Origin of the sequence: Bacillus sp. EKM202B (assembly GCF_011066025.1) — a bacterium.
Lineage (GTDB): Bacteria > Bacillota > Bacilli > Bacillales > Bacillaceae_G > Bacillus_A > Bacillus_A toyonensis.
Window position 1 is genome coordinate 219,104 of the sequence record NZ_JAAMNK010000005.1, and the last position, 20,544, is coordinate 239,647.

18 protein-coding genes are annotated in these 20,544 nt (G+C 37.8%); 4 read left to right on the top strand and 14 right to left on the bottom strand.

Annotated elements, in window-relative coordinates:
• Positions 1-112: 112 nt before the first annotated feature.
• The gene (locus G9F74_RS09425) at positions 113-1,135 is read right to left on the bottom strand and encodes a YeiH family protein (protein ID WP_000438410.1); all 1,023 of its coding nucleotides are present in this window, start codon (positions 1,133-1,135) and stop codon (positions 113-115) included.
• Positions 1,136-1,287: 152 nt separating this feature from the next.
• Here G9F74_RS09425 and G9F74_RS09430 point away from each other — a divergent pair, with 152 nt between their 5' ends.
• The 4 genes from G9F74_RS09430 (at position 1,288) to abc-f (ending at position 5,050) form a co-directional block, all read left to right on the top strand.
• The gene (locus tag G9F74_RS09430) at positions 1,288-2,181 is read left to right on the top strand and encodes a LysR family transcriptional regulator (protein ID WP_016107237.1); all 894 of its coding nucleotides are present in this window, start codon (positions 1,288-1,290) and stop codon (positions 2,179-2,181) included.
• A 51-nt stretch (positions 2,182-2,232) separates the two neighbouring features.
• A complete protein-coding gene (locus tag G9F74_RS09435) occupies positions 2,233-2,601 on the top strand; it encodes a MerR family transcriptional regulator (RefSeq protein WP_001219224.1) in 369 nt (122 codons plus the stop codon).
• A 4-nt stretch (positions 2,602-2,605) separates the two neighbouring features.
• The gene (locus G9F74_RS09440) at positions 2,606-3,151 is read left to right on the top strand and encodes a flavodoxin family protein (RefSeq protein WP_016107238.1); all 546 of its coding nucleotides are present in this window, start codon (positions 2,606-2,608) and stop codon (positions 3,149-3,151) included.
• Positions 3,152-3,415: 264 nt separating this feature from the next.
• On the top strand, positions 3,416-5,050 hold the full coding sequence (gene abc-f, locus G9F74_RS09445; RefSeq protein ID WP_016107239.1) for a ribosomal protection-like ABC-F family protein: 1,635 nt from the start codon (positions 3,416-3,418) through the stop codon (positions 5,048-5,050).
• A gap of 206 nt (positions 5,051-5,256) precedes the next feature.
• Here the strand turns inward: abc-f and G9F74_RS09450 are convergent, their stop codons facing one another.
• The 13 genes from G9F74_RS09450 to comFA form a co-directional block, all read right to left on the bottom strand.
• Positions 5,257-5,568 carry a heavy metal-binding domain-containing protein gene (locus G9F74_RS09450; protein WP_000637523.1) on the bottom strand — a complete coding sequence of 104 codons (312 nt, stop codon included), beginning with the start codon at positions 5,566-5,568 and terminating at the stop codon, positions 5,257-5,259.
• A gap of 65 nt (positions 5,569-5,633) precedes the next feature.
• Complete coding sequence (locus G9F74_RS09455; protein ID WP_000944601.1) at positions 5,634-7,349, bottom strand: ABC transporter ATP-binding protein; 1,716 nt, start codon at positions 7,347-7,349, stop codon at positions 5,634-5,636.
• 242 nt (positions 7,350-7,591) lie between these two features.
• Positions 7,592-8,776, bottom strand: coding sequence for a PDZ domain-containing protein (locus tag G9F74_RS09460; protein ID WP_016107240.1), 1,185 nt, complete (start codon positions 8,774-8,776; stop codon positions 7,592-7,594).
• Positions 8,777-8,885: 109 nt separating this feature from the next.
• Positions 8,886-10,322, bottom strand: a complete 1,437-nt coding sequence (locus G9F74_RS09465) for a S41 family peptidase (RefSeq protein ID WP_080119612.1) — start codon at positions 10,320-10,322, stop codon at positions 8,886-8,888.
• A gap of 118 nt (positions 10,323-10,440) precedes the next feature.
• Positions 10,441-11,334, bottom strand: a complete 894-nt coding sequence (gene ftsX / locus G9F74_RS09470; RefSeq protein WP_000645030.1) for a permease-like cell division protein FtsX — start codon at positions 11,332-11,334, stop codon at positions 10,441-10,443.
• Positions 11,324-12,010 (bottom strand): cell division ATP-binding protein FtsE, encoded by a 687-nt coding sequence (gene ftsE, locus G9F74_RS09475; RefSeq protein ID WP_000594334.1) that lies wholly within the window; start codon positions 12,008-12,010, stop codon positions 11,324-11,326. The genes ftsX and ftsE overlap by 11 nt, the downstream gene beginning before the upstream one ends.
• Positions 12,011-12,332: 322 nt before the next feature.
• A complete protein-coding gene (cccB, locus tag G9F74_RS09480; RefSeq protein WP_000727967.1) occupies positions 12,333-12,656 on the bottom strand; it encodes a cytochrome c551 in 324 nt (107 codons plus the stop codon).
• Positions 12,657-13,220: 564 nt separating this feature from the next.
• Positions 13,221-14,319, bottom strand: a protein-coding gene (prfB, locus tag G9F74_RS09485; protein WP_096001583.1) for a peptide chain release factor 2 whose coding sequence is annotated in 2 segments (ribosomal slippage) — positions 13,221-14,246 and positions 14,248-14,319 — 1,098 coding nt in all. Because the reading frame shifts where the segments join, the coding sequence is not laid out codon by codon here.
• 134 nt (positions 14,320-14,453) lie between these two features.
• Entirely contained in the window at positions 14,454-16,961 is a 2,508-nt protein-coding gene (gene secA, locus G9F74_RS09490) for a preprotein translocase subunit SecA (protein WP_000579396.1), read from the bottom strand.
• Between the two features lie 274 nt (positions 16,962-17,235).
• Complete coding sequence (gene hpf / locus G9F74_RS09495) at positions 17,236-17,778, bottom strand: ribosome hibernation-promoting factor, HPF/YfiA family (RefSeq protein WP_000671188.1); 543 nt, start codon at positions 17,776-17,778, stop codon at positions 17,236-17,238.
• A gap of 318 nt (positions 17,779-18,096) precedes the next feature.
• The gene (gene cspC / locus G9F74_RS09500) at positions 18,097-18,294 is read right to left on the bottom strand and encodes a cold shock protein CspC (protein ID WP_002045823.1); all 198 of its coding nucleotides are present in this window, start codon (positions 18,292-18,294) and stop codon (positions 18,097-18,099) included.
• Between the two features lie 126 nt (positions 18,295-18,420).
• Positions 18,421-19,125 carry a ComFC family protein gene (locus tag G9F74_RS09505; RefSeq protein WP_016107242.1) on the bottom strand — a complete coding sequence of 235 codons (705 nt, stop codon included), beginning with the start codon at positions 19,123-19,125 and terminating at the stop codon, positions 18,421-18,423.
• A complete protein-coding gene (gene comFA / locus G9F74_RS09510) occupies positions 19,125-20,474 on the bottom strand; it encodes an ATP-dependent helicase ComFA (RefSeq protein WP_016107243.1) in 1,350 nt (449 codons plus the stop codon). Before comFA ends, G9F74_RS09505 begins: the two co-directional genes overlap by 1 nt.
• Positions 20,475-20,544 lie beyond the last annotated feature (70 nt).

Here is a 20,544-nt window from a genome sequence, read left to right on the forward strand (position 1 = left end):
TATCGGCGATTCTCCCAATATATCGACTTACTAACAAATACTGAAATCCATAGCGCTATAATCATAAGAAAAAGCTGTCCCAAAATATCTTTTGGAACAGCTTTCTCCTCTACTACATAAATCCTAATACCCATACAAGAACATATCCAAGAATAGAAAGACAAACCGAGCCGATCAGCCCTGCTACAAATGCTTTGCTTCCTAATTTACGGAACGTTTTAAACTCTACATTTAAACCGAGACCTGCCATCGCCATTGCGATAAGCATGTACGCAATTATTACAATATAGCCGGCAACAACTTCGGGGATAATCCCGAGTGAATGCACCGCACTCATCGCTAAAAATCCGAATATAAACCAAGGAATCGGAAGCTCCTTCCACGATTTCTTTTCTTCGCTTCCCTCGCTCTTACCAAACCATAACCCAATTAAAATCGCTACTGGTACAAGCATCGCAACGCGCGTTAATTTCACGATAACCGCGATGTCGACAGCCGTGCTACCGCCTGGTGCCGCAGCCGCAATTACGTGAGCAATTTCATGCAGCGTCGCCCCCGAGAATACACCGTAACCGTACGGAGATAAGCCAAGCACTGGATATAATAATGTATAAATAAGCGTAAATATCGTACCTAAAATAGCAATAATTGCGGCACCAACCGCCGTTTCATCGTCCTTTGCTTTCACTTGTGGTGCAATTGCCACGACCGCTGCCGCACCACAAATCGCCGTTCCACACGCCGTTAAAATCCCAAGTTTCTTTTCTACTTTAAATACTTTTGTCAATCCATATACAACGAAAATGGTGAATGTAATAACTACCGCTGCGATGACCAATACTTTCGGCCCCGCCTTCGCAATATCAACCAGATTTAATCGCATTCCAAGTAAGATAATCCCAAAGCGAAGCAACTTCTTACTCGCAAAGTTCGTTCCCGCTATCGCTTCTGGAGGGACTCCAATCGCTGCGCGCCAAATCATCCCAATTAGAATAGCAATTACTAATTGTCCCATAATATTTAAAAATGGAAGCTCCGCTAAATATTTCGCAGCAATGGCGATTAATAATGTAATCCCAATACCTTGCGAAAATCCAAAGCCCTTCTTCTTTTGTATAACAAGTGTTTGTTCCACCTTGTACCACCCCAATAATCGTATTGGAACATGCATGTTCTTTCTACTTACATTATAAGAGAGTTTTTATAATAAGTTTAATATCAATATTAAATCTCTATCATCAGAAATACTTATGATAGAATAAAAACAAAAATAAAGGGGCCTAACAAATGAACGTCGACATTTTGAAAATCTTTGTGACTGTCGTTGAACAGAAACATTTCTCTCGTGCAGCAGAACTTTTAAACCTTTCACAACCCGGTGTAAGCATGCACATTCGCAACCTGGAAAATGAATTTGGAACTACACTCATTCAGCGCTCCCCAAAGCACGTTCAAGTGACCGAGGCTGGAAACATTTTATATATACATGCAAAGCAAATGCTCTCTCTTTATGATGATGCAAAACAGGAAATTAACGAATTACATAACGTTGTAACAGGAACACTTCGCATCGGCGCTAGTTTTACAATTGGCGAATACTTACTTCCCAAAATACTCGCTAACTATGCCAATGAAAATCCGCACGTTGAAGTTCATACCCTTATCTCTAATACAGAAGAAGTTTTGCAAAGCCTTCGCTCTAATCAAATTGATATCGGCTTAGTAGAGGGGCAAGTCGTATATGCTGACGTAGACGTTGAAACGTTTATGCAAGATGAAATGAAGCTCGTCGTCCCTCCAAATCACCCATTACTTCACATCAAGGATATAAACGAAGCTACTCTTCAAGACCAAGTATGGGTATTAAGAGAAAGTGGCTCTGGGACACGTGCCTATAGCGATCGTTTTATTCATCAACATCATTTAAAAATGAAACGATTCTTTACATTTAGTAGCATTCAAAGTGTAAAGGAAGCCGTCGCTGCCGGGCTTGGCATCGCTATACTTTCTGATTGGACCGTGCGGAAAGAACTACTAGCCAAAGAACTATTCCACGTCGAAGTTCCAACTGAAAAACTAATTCGTCCATTCTCCATCGTGCGTGGCAAATATTTCATTCCATCTAAAGCCATTCAAGTGTTTTTAAATCATGTAGATTCTTTTGCGATAAAACAGAGTTGACCTTCACATTAGTGTGAAGGTTTACAATACATGTAAAAGGAGTGAAATGCAGTGCGAATTGGAGAGTTATCAAAAGAAACTGGCGTTAGCGAAAGATCACTAAGACATTATGAAGAAAAGGGATTGCTCCCTTCAAATCGCCTCACAAACGGCTATCGTGATTTCGATAAAAGTGCCATTGAAAAAGTAGAGCTTATCCAAATGTACTTACAGCTCGGCTTAAATTTAGAAGAAACCGCAAGAATGCTGCGCTGCCTCGAAATCGAACCACATCTATACGAAAATCCATGCAGCAGTATCCTTGCACTTTACGAAGATAAGCTCAATGAAGTAACAAGGCAAATCTCATTACTTTCCAACATTCAAACGAATTTACAAAAACACGTTTCACTCCTAAAACAAGAAAAAGAAAAGGGATGATTGCATGTTTGTTATACACGGCAGTTCAAGACGAAATGGGAATACGGAAGCCTTAACATATATGATGATTGGTGGAATGAAAGCAGAACAAATTTATTTACGTGACCATACCATTTACCCTATTACAGACCAACGCCATGATGCTGAAGGATTTCAACCTGTAAATGATGACTACGAGCAATTAACCAAACGCATGCTAGAGCACGACACGATTATCTTTGCTACACCACTATACTGGTACGGAATGAGCGGCCATATGAAAAACTTCGTTGATCGCTGGTCACAAAGCTTACGCAATACCTCTCTTCATTTCAAAGAGAAAATGAAAGGTAAAAAAATGTACGTCGTCACCGTTGGCGGAGACAATCCGAAACTGAAAGCATTGCCACTTATTTCTCAATTCCAGTATATCTTTGATTTTGTTGGTTCATCATTTGAAGGGTATATTATCGGGGATGCGAATGGATTGGATGAAATCAAAAATGATGCTGAAGCACTTACAAAGGCACAACTGTATAATAGCAAATTTAAAAATAGCCAACAGAAATAAGTTTGACAAACCCATTTGTATGCGCATACAATAAAAATAATATTATGAAAGGAAGGTACTTTGACCAATGAAGTTCTAATTCTCTTATTTATTTCATCCATCACAAATAGTGAACAAAAATGATGAAAACTAGCAGGGGATTAGTCTGTCCATTTGTCGATACTTTCTTTCGAGACGATCATGTGAAAAATCGTTTATTTATGTACGATTTTTACATTGAAGGGCGACGTTTATCCTCTCTAGTGAAACTAGGGAGGTTTTTTTATGACTATTTTATTCGCACGTAATATTGAAAAGAGCTTTGGTGACCGTACCATATTTACGTTACCATCAATAGAAATTCACGCACACGATCGCATAGGAATCGTTGGAGTCAACGGAGCTGGAAAATCTACGTTGTTGCAAATATTAAGTAAAGAAATAGAAGCTGACAAAGGGACAGTAACTCATCATAGTTCTATCGCCATCATTCCACAGCTTAGCGATACAATACTGGAAACCGCTTCTTCTCTTGCAAAAGGAAAATGGAGTATTTCAAACGTCGCAAATTCAATGAGCGGCGGCGAACGAATGCGCCTAAAGATTGCCCATGCTCTCGAACAAGATGCAGGCATTTTATTCGCTGATGAACCAACGAGCCACTTAGATATGGCCGGTACAGAGCAATTAGAAAAAGCACTTTTATCTTATAAAGGAGCACTTGTTTTAATATCGCACGATCGTGATTTTTTAGATAATATATGCACAAAAATCATTGAAATTGAAGACGGCATGATTCAAGAGTATAAAGGAAACTATTCCAACTATCGAAAGCAAAAAGAACGTGAACGAATACAAAAGCAAGCAGAGTATGAGCAATATATACAAGAAAAAAATCGTTTAGAGCAATCAATTTCACAAAAAAAACAACGTGCTTCTAGCATGACAAAAATCCCAACTCGGTTCAGTTCATCTGAATCTAAACTTTATAAGTTAAGCGGGGCTCATGGGCAAGAACAGGTTAGCAAAGCAGCCAAAGCATTAGAAACACGTCTCGAAAAACTAGAAAAGAAAGAAAAGCCAAAAGATCTTTCTCAGGCTCAGTTTGACGTGCAATACCATACACCCATTCATAGTAAAGTGGCAGTACAGTTCAATAAAGCAACAAAGAAAATAGGCGACCGCACACTATTTAAAAATATGAATGGAACTATTGCCCCTGGTGCAAAATTAGCTATTTTAGGAGCAAACGGAAGTGGCAAAACAACTTTGTTCAATATGCTTCTCACAAACGAGCGTGGCATTCAGCTTTCAAAAAGTTGTAAAATTGGATACTTTGAACAAGCACTATCCATTTTAAAAACAGATAAAACCATTTTAGAGAACGTTCTAGAAGAAACCAACTATACAGAAGCATTCGTTCGCACAATACTTGCCCGGCTTCTATTCCGTCGTGAAGATGTTCATAAACCTGTGCACGTTCTAAGCGGGGGTGAACGAATGAAGGTTGCACTCGCAAAAGTATTTTTAGGAAACTATAATATGCTCCTGCTCGATGAACCGACGAACTATTTAGATTTAACAACACAGGAAGAATTAGAAAACATGTTACAAGAGTATCCTGGCACTATACTCTTCATTAGCCATGACCGTGCCTTTATTCGTTCTGTTGCAGACCATATTCTACAAGTAGATGAGAGCGAACCAAGAATATTCTATGGCAATTACGAGCAATACATTAAAAGAACCACTCAAGCTTCCGTAAACGTTACTGAACAAGAATTATTGCGATTACAAACGAAATTAACAGAAGTCATCAGCCGGATTTCTATACCCAATCATCAGGATGACATCACATTTCTTGAACAAGAATATGAAAAATTATTAGTTCAAATTCAGCGGTGTAAAGAAGCGCTCTAATGTCTTCCCTATATATCGACGGGGCCTTCCACATTTCCCAAGAAATATCGTGGCTTCGACATAAAGATAATATTAGACATCACAATAACAAAAAGCCGTGCACCAGCACGGCTTTTCACTTTATCTTGCTACTTGTGGGCATTAAATGCCCAGCTGGTGAAGGCTAATAACTAGCCGGGATGCCCCCCACTGATTAAAGTTTCACTTTATATACGGACAGCAGTCCCACTCACCGCAACCATTAGCATTCCTTCGCGAACTACTTCGTAATCCACGTCGATACCAACGATGGCATTCGCATTTTTTTGCCTTGCGAATGTTTTCATCTCTTCCATTGCAATGTCGCGCGCTTCTTTTAATTTACTTTCATAAGCGCCTGCACGGCCGCCGACAACGTCACGGACAGATGCGAAAAGGTCACGAACAATATTCGCACCCATAATCGCTTCTCCATTCACGATATCAATATACTCAATAATTTCTTTCCCTTGAATTGTAGATGTTGTTGTTACAATCATGCTTTATAGCCTCCCATATAAGATTTCCACTTACTTATGGTGCACGAATTCAGCAAAAATTATATTTACGAACTAAACTGTGCTTCGTATAATCGGCTATACCCTCCGCCTCGCTCAATTAATTCCTCATGCGAACCTTGTTCTGCAATACCATCTTTATTTACAACGACGATACGATCCGCATTTTTAATAGTTGCAAGCCTGTGAGCAATAACTAATGTTGTACGACCGACAGCTAGTTCTGCAAGTGATTTTTGAATAGCAAGTTCCGTCTCTGTATCTAATGCAGAAGTCGCTTCATCTAATATTAAAATTGGCGGGTTTTTCAAGAACATACGAGCAATTGCTAGACGCTGCTTCTGCCCTCCTGAAAGTTTCACACCACGCTCACCGATAACTGTATCTAAACCGTCTGGTTGCGAGTAAATTAAATCCTCCAACTGGGCACGTTTTACCGCCTGCCAAATTGCAGCCTCTGAAGCCTGTAAATTTCCATAAGCGATATTTTCGCGAATCGTTCCTGAGAATAAGAATACATCTTGCTGTACAATTCCAATTTGTTTACGAAGTGACGATAAAGTCATCTCTTTCGTATCAATGCCATCAATTTGGATTGACCCAGATTCCTGCTCATAAAAGCGTGGTAATAAACTACATAACGTTGTTTTCCCTGCCCCTGATGGCCCAACGAACGCAACTGTTTCACCTGCGTGTATTTTCAAGCTAATATCATTTAAGATCGGTTCTTTATTTTCATATCCGAACGTAATGTTGTTATAGTGAATATCACCGTGTACATGCTTTACTTCTATCGCATCTTTAGAATCCACAATATCAGGCTCTGTTTCAAGAAGTTCTACATACCTTTTAAAACCTGCGATTCCTTTCGGATAACTTTCAATAACTGCATTAATTTTCTCAATTGGTCGGAAGAAAATATTCGTTAATAAGACGAATCCGATAAATCCACCATACGTTAACTCACCTTGCAGAACAAACCATGTGCCACATATTAATACGAAGAGCGTTACGAGACGCATGAGCATATAACTAATGGATGAGTTTAGCGCCATAATTTTATACGCCATTAATTTCGTTGTACGGAAACGAGCGTTGTTCACAGCGAATTGGTCTTTCTCAAACTTTTCATTTCCGAATGCTTGTACAACGCGAATACCACCGACGTTATTTTCGATACATGCATTAAAATCAGCGACATCTGAGAATAAACGTCTAAACGTACCCGTCATTTTTTTATTGAAGTAAAGCGCCAACCATAATAGGAATGGAATTACAAAGAATGTTAGAAGCGCTAACTTCCAGTTAATCATCATCATAAATGAAAATGCCCCAACTAAAGTCATTACGGCGATGAATAAATCCTCTGGCCCGTGGTGAGCAATTTCCCCAATTTCCATTAAATCGTTCGTAAGACGTGAAATTAGATGACCTGTTTTATTATTATCAAAAAATCTGAATGATAGCTTTTGAATATGATCAAATAATTTCTGCCTCATATCTGTTTCAATGTTAACTCCTAGCATATGCCCCCAGTAGGTAACAACATATTGTAAACCTGCATTTAACATATAAACTGCAAGTAAACCAAAACAAGCCCATAAAATAAGCGTCCAGTTTTGTCCTGGTAATAACTTATCAATAAATTGATTTACGATAAGCGGGAAACCAAGTTCCAGTAATCCTGCGATAACCGCGCAAGAAAAATCGAGTATAAATAAACCTTTATACGGTTTATAGTAAGAAAAAAATTTACGTAGCATATATTTCCTCCCTTTTCCAAATTAAAAGACTCCCTAAATGATAACCATTATCAAATAATTATTCAAGTTATTCGACTACGAAACTACAAATAAGGTTTGCGATAGTTGCCGTTTTTTGCCATAAAGTCGATATATTTTCAATTGCGCTGATATATTCTGATAATCGCCGATATAAATTTCATGTACTGCTGCTCCCAATCAAACAAAAAGGGTGTCACCTAGTGGTAACACCCTCATTTTTATTACATCGCTTCCGAATCCCACTCGTGCTCTTGCTGAACAAATACAACGCCTAACTCATGATGTCCTCCAGCATATAATGCTGTTTGAGCAAGACGAAGCTCACCATTTGTATCTACCACTTCTAATTTACAAAAAGCTCCTGTTGTTTTCGTTTGAAGCGCATCATAAAATTCTTCGGCACTCCTTGGAACGACTCCATTTACTTTCGTAATTATTTCTCCAGGCAGTAAATTCAGCTCGGCCCCAATTGTATTTGGAATTGTATCTAACACAACAAGTCCATCATTGCGTGCAGCGAAATATGCCGGTCTTGTCTCATCTACAATTTTTTCTTGCATCGAAATCGTAAAACGTCCAAGCATTGCGACACCCATTGCAATAATAGCAAGTACGTGCCACCAATAACTCGCGACCCCTAAAACAAGTACAAGACCAGCTAATCCATAAACACGTCTTCCTGTAAAGAGTAAAGCTTCCGTCGGCTCATAACTTCTAATCTTTCGCATAAATCCAATTAAAAATGGAACGAGGAATAGAGAATATGTATTTGTCCCTATTGAAACGACAGGCCACCATGAAATAAACTGGGTTACCGCATCACCTGGTACAAGAATAAAAATCGGCACGATCCATAAACGCTTCGATTCGTGTAGACCAATCTTGAGCCCACGTTTCCCCTTCCTAATCCTCGGTGTAGAATATCTCACCGCGTTTTTAGAAATCAATAAGCCCTCCACAACAAGCATGATGCCTAGTAAAATAGCAAGAGATACAATCGTACCCTCTTCACCCTCTCCAAGCTGTAAGAAGGAAACTGGCAGCTTAGAAGATAATAAAACACATACAATTGCGATACTAAACGTATAAGCTGCCGATAAATATCGATACATAGCAGTTAATCCAAATAATAATGTCCAAAGTAAAATGGCCCATAAGCTCGCCTTGGAAACAACAAGTCCAAGCCCAATCGTAATAATAGATACGATTAATCCATATCCAAGCCCTGCAAATAGAGATGTTCGCAATTCAAACCAAATATCATAAACTTTAAAAGAAAAATCTTTTCGTTCTCGTAATATACGTAAATATCCAACGAAGATACTACTTATTAAAAATACATAGACAGCAGGGTGCAAGAAAAAACGTCCAACTGCCCGCATTATTTCAAAAAGCCATGCCTCCACGAACTCATTCACCACCATTTATATCATTCTTTCTTTTTATATTATCATAACTGGACAAACGTTTGTTTAACACAAAAAAATACAGGCAATAAAATGCCTGTATTTCTTCTTATTTCGCTATTAATTTTAATGCTGCCTGTAATTGTAGATCATTTTCTCCAGAACGGATTTTTTCAATGATTTTAGTTTGGATTGCCTCAGCTGTCTTTTTATCAAGCTGTCCTGTCGCTTCCATCTCATTCGCATTTTGGAATGCTTTCAGTGCTGATTCTGTCTCTTTACTAAAGTAGCCATCTTCACGACCCGGTACATAACCTAAGCTTTTCAGCATCTCTTGCGCATGCTTCACTTGCACATCATTTGAATTGTATGAAAGTGTTTTTTCAATTTGAATTGGCGTCGCATGGTAGTAATCTGGTTGTTTCACTTCTACAGTTGGCTTGATTCCCTTTTTATGAATCCAGTTTCCATCTGGAGTTAACCATTTGAACATCGTTAATTTAATGTTACTGCCATCTTTAAACGGAACGGCTTGCTGAACAGTTCCTTTACCAAATGTTGTTTCACCAATTAAATCGTAACCTTCTCCTTCTTTCAATGCGCCAGCTAAAATTTCCGAAGCAGAAGCACTTCCTTTATCAATCAATACTGAAATTGGATATGGCTTCCTCTCTTTCAGCTCTGTAGAGATTTGCTTTTTCTCACCATTTCGCTGCTCTACTTGTAGCATCGGCTTTTTGTTCGTCATAATTTCTCCTAGTATATCTTCTACACTATTTAAATAGCCACCAGGATTACCACGAACGTCAATAACTAAACCTTTTATGTTTTTCTTCTCTAACTCTTTTAACTGATCCTTAAATTCTTTCGCTGTATTTTCAGCAAAAGAAGTAATTTGCATATAACCGATATCTTTTCCACTCTCTTGTTTCACAGAACTAACTACCGTGAAGATTGGGATTTTTTCACGCTTAATTTTAAATACAATCGGATCAGTTACTCCTGCACGTTTAATTTCAATCGCGACAGTCGTTCCCTTTTTACCACGAATTTTTAATACAGCTTCTTCACGCGATAAGTCTTTTACACTGTTTCCATCTACAGATAAAATTTGGTCATTCGGCTTAATTCCAATCTTTTCTGCTGGTGAACCTTTAATTGGCGATACGATAATAAGCTTACCGTCTGTTTTGTTCACCTCAGCCCCAATCCCCTCTAACTCGGGATCAAGTGATTCACTAAACTGTTTGGCTGTTTCTTTATCCATATACGTGGAATAAGGGTCCTTCAGCGTAGACAACATGCCTTGTATTGCACCTTCAACTAACTTGTCATCTTTCACGTCTTCCACATAACGTGAATCAATTAGTCCATATGCCTCATTAATTTTTGCCAAATTCCCTTGCGTCGTGCTAGCGTTCCCACTCGAAATTGTTTGCGTTACTTCTGCTGGGTTAACCCCAAATACAGACATTCCTGCAAACATTCCACCAGCACCAATTAAAAATGCAACAACCATTCCAATAATTGCAACTCTACGTTTCAATGCGGAATTCCCCTTTCCAAAACACACAGGTGGTGTAGCAAAAGGCATCACACAGCGTGTGATGCCTTTACCTATTTCTACTATATGATAAGCTTGTACGAATTATGTTTGCAACTTTTTATACTTTTAAGAAGCGACGAATTGACATTACACTTCCCCACATACCGATTAACGCACCGATTAACACTAATAAACCAGCTAATTGGAATACGAATGGGCTGTATGGTAAAAGCTCGAAAATTGTTCCGCCAAGTTTTTCATTAAACACACTTTGCAGTGAATTATACGTAACTAGAATTAGACCAATTGGAATAATTGATCCTAATACTCCTAGGAATAATCCTTCTAGCAAGAACGGCCAACGAATAAACCAGTTTGTTGCACCTACAAGTTTCATAATTTCAATCTCAGTACTACGAGCATAAATTGTAATTTTAATTGTATTAGAGATTAAGAACATCGCTGTGAATAAAAGACCTGCAATTAATGCAATCCCGATATTACGTCCTGTTTTTACAGTATCAAATAATTTTTCAACTTGACCTTTACCGTATTGAACGTTACTTACAAACTGCATTTTTTCAATCTTTTTCGCAATTTTTGCTGTATCAGTTGGCTCTTTCGCTTTTACAATAAATACGTTTTTCAGTGGGTTATCTTGCTCAAATAACTCGAACGTTTTTCCACTATCGCCTAAACTTTTAATTAAACGTTTCAATTCTTCTTCTTTAGAAGAGTATTTAATAGAATCGACTTTCGCGACCTTACTCATATCTTCTTCTAATTTCTTTTGATCAGCTTCTTTTGCCGCTGGATCAATGTGTACACGAATTTCTACATCTTGCTCTACTTTTGTAGCAAAATGGTTCATGTTCATAATCGCTGTTAAAAAGACACCTACAAGTAATAATGTAACTGTTACTGCACTTACAGAAGCAAATGTCATCCATCCGTTACGGGATAGATTTTTTACACCTTCTCGCAAATGTCGACTAAGGGTTTTAGCCTTCATATCCGTATCCTCCCTCAATCTCGTCTCGAACAATTTTTCCGCCTTCAATCGCGATTACACGATGACGGATTGTATTTACGATATCTGCATTATGCGTCGCCATAACAATCGTTGTACCACGCTCATTAATGCGCGTAAAGATCTTCATAATATCAAGAGCTGTTTCAATATCTAAATTACCAGTTGGCTCATCGGCAATTACAACCTTTGGTCTATTAACAATTGCTCTTGCAATAGCCACACGTTGCTGCTCTCCACCTGAAAGTTCACTTGGAAGTGCGTCTGCACGATCATCTAGACCTACTAGTCCTAACACTTCAGTAACACGCTCACGAATCGCATCTGGTTCTTCTTCAATTACTTCTAAAGCAAACGCAACATTCTCATATACCGTTAATTTAGGTAATAATTTAAAATCTTGGAAAATCACGCCTAATTGACGACGGAAATATGGAACATCTCTTTCTGCCAATGATTCGATAGTAAGTCCATTTACATTAATAGATCCTGTAGTTGGCTTTTCTTCACGATACATCATTTTAATAAATGTAGATTTTCCGGCTCCACTCGGTCCAACTACGTATACGAATTCACCTTGTTTAATGTTAACTGTGAGACCAGCAACGGCTTTCATACCATTCGGGTACTCCTTATAAACATTCGTCATTTTTATCATTATTTATCACCCAATGCTTAATGATTTTTTTTTTCGAAATACTTTTCTGTACATGTGAAAATAAAAAGGAATCCTTTATTTTCATTTAACCATTCTTGTTGAAGGCAGCTTACTTACATGCTTTTTATTCGCACCACTACTCTATGTAATATATTTCAGCAAAATTCTACAAACCTCATTGTAACATCAAACGGTTTCCAGTTCGGATACATTTTTGTTACAGTTATGTTACATCCCAGAAAAAGGAGACGAGTTGTTATAACTCTTATCCAAAGTCATTTTTAGATAAGATTATATAATCAACTCGCCCATTTTTCTCTTTTTATTTATGTTCAGCTAACCACTCAGCTACTTTTTTCGCATCTTCACCTTGAATAATTCCCGGTGACATTGAACCGCGACCTTTTTCAATAATCTTTTCAATCTCTGCTGCATCATATTTCTGCCCTACTTTTCGTAAATCCGGTCCAGTTGCTCCTGATAAATCTTTCGCATGGCAGCCTATACAACTTTTTTGATAAATTTGCTCTGGGCTATCTGTGCTTGCAGATTGTTTCGAAGGTTTACTCTCTTCTTTATTTCCACATGCTCCTAAAGCAAAAACGACTGATGTACCTAGTGCAATAGCCAACAATTTCTTTTTCAATTCTATCGCTCCCCATTGTTGATATTTTTTTCATTCCTAACACACTCATTTTTATTATAAGCATTATCTTTATATAGAAAAACTAAGGTATATTTCATATTCTTGAAAAATACAGTGAGAACCCTGATAAAATAAAGCTTCCATAATTTGTTTCAATTCTGTGAACAACGTAAAAACTTCTATAAAGAATCTTTTTAAAAGGCAAATCAAAAAAGTTCTTTATAAAATCTTACTCTATTGCCGCTCTGTTTTACTATTCTCTACTTTTTACAAAACAATATACAACATTGTATTCTGCATATAACCCCATCAAAAAGAGAAGTTGTCGTTTCCAACTTCTCTTCCCCTGTACTTCATCCATATAAATAAAACGTTGTATATCCTCTATTTTCTCAGCATGGGCCAACAATTTTGTTGGCTTTTTCTCTTATCCCACTATTTACTGGGTAGTAAGACCCCTACCTCAAAATTCAACAAAAGCAAAGAAGTTAGGTGAGGGTCGGGCTGCCCGTAAAAGTCAGATTTGTTAAAGCTAATAATCAGTGGGGATTCCCCCACTGGTTATTAGATGCGAGAACGTAAGTAAGCATCAATAAATGGATCAATTTCTCCATCCATAACTGCTTGTACGTTACCAACTTCTGTATTTGTACGATGGTCTTTTACAAGAGAATACGGGTGGAATACGTAAGAACGAATTTGGCTGCCCCATCCAATTTCTTTTTGTTCCCCGCGGATTTCATCTAATTGTGCTTGTTGCTCTTCTAATTTCTTTTGATATAATTTTGCTTTTAACATTTTCATCGCATGCTCACGGTTTTTAATTTGAGAACGCTCTGACTGACACGTTACAACCGTATTTGTCGGTGTATGCGTAATACGAACTGCTGAATCTGTCGTATTAATGTGCTGTCCACCAGCTCCACTTGCACGGTACGTATCAATTTTTAAGTCTTCTGTACGCACTTCAATTTCAACTTCATCATTGAACTCAGGTACAACTTCACAAGATACGAATGATGTATGACGACGGCCTGAAGAATCGAACGGTGAAATACGTACAAGACGATGTACACCTTTCTCTGCTTTTAAATAACCGTAAGCGTTATGACCTTTAATTAATAAAGTAACACTCTTAATACCAGCTTCATCACCTGGTAAGTAGTCAACTGTTTCTACTTTAAATCCACGTTTTTCAGCCCAGCGTGTATACATACGTAATAACATAGAACCCCAGTCTTGTGACTCTGTTCCACCTGCACCTGGGTGTAATTCTAAAATCGCATTATTTTTATCATAAGGATCACTTAATAGTAATTGAAGCTCATACTCATTCATTTCTTGAATTAAGCCTTTTACTTCCGATTCTAATTCCTCATGTAAATCTTCATCATATTCTTCTTTTAAGAGTTCATGCGTTACTTCTAAGTTTTCGAACGTCTCGTCTAACTGACGGAACTTTCCAACCATATCTTTTAACGCATTTGCTTCGTTAATTACAGTTTGAGCGCCTTGTTGGTCATCCCAAAATCCTGCGCCCATCATTTTTTCTTCTAATTCTGCAATTTGTTTCTCCTTAGTAGGGAGGTCAAAGAGACCCCCTAAAAGCCGCTAATCTCTTAGCCATTTTCTCTAATTCCTGTCTAATTTCTACTAATTCCATTTCCTTCACCTCTATGTAATTGCTATTACTTTCGTATGAAAACAAGGGAAACTCTCTCCACTTATTAGGGAGAGAGTTTAATCCTTTTTATTATAATTTGCAAAACAAGCTGAATTCAACAGCCGCAGTTTTTATTAGCTTACAATGCCACAGCAGTTTTTATATTTCTTGCCACTACCACATTTGCATAAATCGTTACGACCCACTTGATCACCTTTTACAACAGGCTTTTTCTTCGCTTCTTCGCCATCGCTAGATGGATGAACAGCTTCACCTTGAACAACTTCTTGACGCTCTAAGTTTTGTTCAATTTCAGCTTTCATAATGTAACGAGAGATTTCCTCTTCAATAGAAGCAATCATTGACTCGAACATTGCGAATCCTTCCATTTGATACTCACGAAGTGGATCGATTTGACCGTAAGCACGTAAATGAATACCTTCACGAAGGTGGTCCATCGCATCAATATGCTCTGTCCATTTCGTATCTACTACACGGAATACAACAACTTTTTCGAACTCACGCATTTGCTCTTCTGGCATAAGCTTTTCTTTGTCGTTGTAACGCTCTATTAATTTCGCGATAATCGGCTCGCTCATTTCTTCTGGAGCAAGACGACGTAATTCTTCTTCTTTTATATCGCCTTCTTGCAGAAGGTTTGTATTTAAGTAGTCAACAAGACCTTTAATGTTCCAATCTTCTTCAATTTCCTCTTGTGTATGAAGCGCAACAGCACGTTCTACTGTAGATTTCATCATACCTTCAATAATACTACGTAAGTTCTCAGAATCCATTACTTCTTGACGCTGTTTGTAAATAACTTCACGTTGCTGACGAAGCACATCATCGTATTGTAATAACTGCTTACGTGCATCATAGTTATTTCCTTCTACACGTTTTTGCGCAGATTCTACTGCACGAGAAACCATTTTACTTTCAATCGGCTGTGAATCATCCATACCAAGACGATCCATCATCGCTTTCATATTGTCAGAGCCGAAGCGGCGCATTAGTTCATCTTCCATTGATAAATAGAACTGCGTTACACCAGGGTCCCCTTGACGACCAGCACGACCACGTAACTGATTATCAATACGACGGCTTTCGTGACGCTCTGTACCGATAACCGCTAGACCGATATTTTTAATATCATCGCCTAATTTAATATCCGTACCACGACCAGCCATATTCGTCGCAATTGTTACAGCACCTTTAATACCAGCTTCTGCAATGATATCTGCTTCACGCGCATGGTTTTTCGCGTTTAAAATATTATGGCGTACACCTTTACGTGTTAACATTTTTGAAATAAGCTCTGACGTTTCAATTGCAACTGTACCAACAAGTACAGGTTGTCCTTGTTTATGACGATTTACAATATCCTCAACAACTGCATTGAATTTACCTTCCATTGATTTGAAGATTAAATCAGCACGGTCATCACGAATAATATCTTTGTTCGTTGGAATTACGATAACATTCATATTATAAATATTACGGAATTCTTCTTCTTCCGTTTTCGCTGTACCAGTCATACCAGATAACTTTTCGTACATACGGAAGTAGTTCTGGAACGTAATTGTCGCAAGCGTCATACTTTCATTTTGAATTTCTACGCCTTCTTTTGCTTCAATCGCTTGGTGTAAACCTTCGCTATAACGACGCCCTTTCATAAGACGACCAGTGAATTGGTCTACAATTACGATTTCACCTTCTTGTACAACATAGTCTGTATCACGGTGCATAACAACATGCGCACGAAGTGCCTGATTAATATGATGAAGAAGTGCAACATGTTTTAAATCAAATAAGTTTTCAATATGGAAAGCTTTCTCTGCTTTCGTAATACCATCTTCAGTTAACATTACATTTTTCGTTTTCACATCGAATGAATACTCTTTTTCATTTTCTAATGTACGAACGAATGCATTTGCAAACATGTATAGCTCTGTTGATTTTTGAGCTTGTCCCGAAATAATAAGCGGCGTACGTGCTTCATCGACTAAAATAGAATCGACTTCATCGATAATAGCAAAATGAAGTGGACGCTGAACGCACTGCTCTCTATATAAAACCATATTGTCACGTAAGTAATCGAATCCAAGCTCATTATTTGTGCTATACGTAATATCAGCAGCATAAGCCTCTTGTTTCTCTTCGCGTGACATACTATTTAAGTTAATTCCTACTGTTAAGCCAAGGAACTCATGAAGTTGTCCCATTTCGCTCGCATCACGTTGTGCTAAGTATTCATTGACTGTAACAACGTGAACACCTTTTCCTGTTAAAGCATTTAAATATACAGGTAATGTAGATGTTAACGTTTTACCTTCACCCGTTTTCATCTCAGAGATATTCCCTTCATGTAAAGCAATACCACCCATTAACTGCACGCCATACGGACGCATTCCAAGAACACGAGTCGCAGCTTCGCGAACAACCGCAAAAGCTTCAGGAAGTAGATCATCTACTGTCTCACCTTTTGTTAGACGTTCTTTAAACTCAAGCGTCTTTCCTTTTAATTGTTCATCTGTTAGTGGCTTAATAGATGATTCTAATGCATCAATTTGCTCAACTGTCTTCTGCATACGTTTAATTTGGCGTTGATTTACATCAAATACCTTTTTTAAAATACCGATCATAGGAAATACGCTCCTCTTTTTTATTAAAATAAAACTTCCGATTGTTTTTTCTTTTTCTATTACAATCAGTCGTTATAAAAATCAAATGTATGTTATGCCAATTTTTCTCCTAATTAAAAAAACTAAAATGTATATACCTAATGATAATTGTAACACTTGTCTTATAACTATGACAACAATCGGCCGAATGTCTCGTTCTAAATTAGGAAAAGTTTTTTAAAAATCTATTTTCAGCCAAAAAAGCGCAGCCTCTTTCGGCTGCGCTTTCGAATTATTATTTAGTTTCGATTAAACCATATTTTCCGTCTTTACGGCCATATACAACATTAGTTTCATTTGTATCAGCATTTGTGAAGACGAAGAAATTATGCCCTAGCATATCCATTTGCAAGATCGCTTCTTCAACGTCCATCGGTTTTAAATCGAATCGTTTTGTACGTACAAGTTCTAATTCATCCTCTTCTACCTCATCCAGAACAGCTACTGCTTCTGGAAGAATAAAGTTAGTTTTCACAGAACCTTTCTCACGTAACTTACGATTTACTTTTGTTTTATGTTTACGAATTTGTCGCTCAATCTTATCAACTACTAAATCGATAGCAGCGTACATATCGCTATTAGTTTCTTCTGCACGAAGTAATAAATCAGTAAACGGAATTGTTACCTCGACACGTTGCTTGTCAGAGTATACTTTTAAATTAACTTTAATCTCTGGGAATGTATCAAAATAACGCTCTAACTTACTTAGTTTTTTCTCTACATATTCCTTTAATGCTGGAGTTACTTCAATATTTTCACCACGAATGTTGAATTTCATAGATGAATTCCTCCTTTCAAGCCTATGTACTATAATTTCGACATCGGCTTAAAAACTCCTTCTAACTTTTTTAAAAAAATTAGTGGAATTGCGATTTTTTTATCGTTTTTTGTTGAAATGAAAAGATGCATCGTTTCTACCTTTATTTTATCCTATTAACATCGTGAGTAACGAATATAACTGTGGACAATTCGTTACAGAAAAGAAACAACTTTTTGACAATTCACCCCATAACAAAAACCTCTTGCGAAAAACAAGAGGTTCTACTATATATAACGTTGCCACAAACGCAGCTTTCTCTTCCCAAAAACAATATCCCTACAGTTTCACAACATTAGCTGCTTGTGGTCCACGTGCTCCATCTACAATATCAAACTCCACTTGTTGCCCTTCTTCTAATGACTTATACCCATCTTGTTGAATAGCAGAAAAATGAACAAACACATCCTCACCATCTTCACGCTCAATAAACCCAAATCCCTTTTCTGCATTGAACCATTTCACTTTTCCTTGCATGTTCATTCCATTCCCTTCACTCTAAAAATCAGGGCATTCGCCCCATATTCTGACTATAACGAATGACAACTTACGAAGTCAAAGAAGACTTATCGTCTTTTTATTATCTCTTTCGACAGTTACAGATTAACTTCTACAGAGCGTCAAACTAGAAACTTCATTTGCCCCTCTATCGTATAAAAGACTACCAATTTGTCTAACTGTAATACCTGTCGTATACACATCATCAACGAGTAAAATATGTTGTCCATGAAACATCTCTTCACCCTGAAAATAAAAAGGATTGCTTCCCAACATCCTTTCTTTGCGCGTCTTCTTACTTTGTTTTTCTGTTTCCCTTCTTCTTAATGACGGATAAGAAAGACCTACAGGCAAACAAGCTGCTAATAGCTCAGCTTGATTAAAGCCACGTTCATATTCCCTTTCCTTACTAAGCGGAACAGCGATAACGGTTGAAACATTAGCAAAATACTGTTGAAATAAATTTCGAAAAGGAAGATGAAAAATACGAACTAACTCAGCATCACCACGAAACTTAAACTGTGCTAGTATTCCTTTCATCTCATTATCATACATGTATAATGAACGATTTTTCAAAGTTCGATAACTCTCCACATTCATCCACCGTACACAATCCTTGCAAATGTCACCTTCTTTATATTCGGCTGGCAATGAATCTAAAGACCGTCCGCACTCTCTACAAATCTCTCCTATAATATAGGAAATCTTTTGCTCACATCTATCACATATATACTTTTTGTGAGCCTTAACAAAAAAATTGTACCAACTAATCGCGTATGAAATATCCTCATCACAAAGTAAGCAATGCATTAATCGATCAATCCTTGTTCTTTCGCATTTTTGTTCATACTTCGAATGTGTTTTTTCGCGCGCACCATCGCCTCTGTCTTACCATAATGAAAATAAATGACCTCTCCATACGGCTCTTCAAAACTACGACCTACCCGGCCTGCAATTTGTACGAGTGCACTTTCTGAAAATATTTCTTCTTCCGTCCCTAAAACCGCAACTTGCAAATTTTTCACCGTTACTCCTCTCTCCAAAATCGTCGTTGTAACTAATAAAGGAATTTCTCCCTTTCTGAAAGCTGCAACTTTCTCTTTTCTCATTGGATCTTCTGCATGCACACCGGCAACTCTATCGTCTAACAACTTCAATAACCGACTCATTTCTTCTATATATCGCACATGGGGAACAAATAAAAAAATGGGGTGCTTTTTATTTAAGTATACTTTTAACCATTGTAGTAAAACTTGAGGAATTCTTTTATTGATGAGGCTTTTCTTCCAGTTTCCGCACCAGCAAAATTTGGGGACTGGCAACGGATGACGGTGATACCGTCCAGAAACAACGATACCTTTTTGTTTCCCCTTTCTAAGGTTACGCTTCCACTCTTCATCTGGAGTTGCAGTTAAATAAATACATGCCGCTTTCTCTTTCATCGCTTGTTTTACCGCATACTGCAACATTTGATCTGCATGGTATGGAAAGGCATCTATTTCATCTACAATCATGACATGAAACGCTCTATAATAACGCAATAGCTGATGGGTGGTCGCAACGACTAACGCTGCATCTTTTTCCCGATCTAAACTCCTACCGTATAAAGCAGCTACATTTATATAAGGAAATACTTCTTTCAATCTCGGTGCTAATTCAAGTACAACATCCGTTCTCGGCGTTGCAATACAAACCCTTTCTCCTTTTTGAAGTGCCTCTGCAATACCATAAAACAACATTTCTGTTTTTCCAGCGCCGCACACAGCCCAAATAAAAAACGATTCTTTTTGTTTAACAGCCTCCATAACACCTTGCGCAGCCAACTCCTGGCCAGTAGATAAATTTCCTTTCCACTGTAACGGGTTTACATCCATTTCTCCCTCTTTTTCGGCAATTCCGCGAACAAGTACAGCACATTCACTAACTCTCCCCATCGTTATGCACTTCCGGCAATATGTGCAGACTTTACTACACCTTTTACACAAAAATGATGAAAAGAGTCTTTGTGCTATATTTCCGCAACGCTGACACATATATGTAGAAGCCTTATTTTTTACACCTTGTACACATACGACCTCTCCCTTCTTCTTCAAATCATCTAAATTATCCCGTACGTCTGTAGAGAGTTCTTCTAATAATAACTGTTTCCCAGATAACATGGACCATCACCTCCAGCAAACTATAAACCTTTCCCGTAATTTCGTAAAAACGCAAAAAAGCCGATAACCT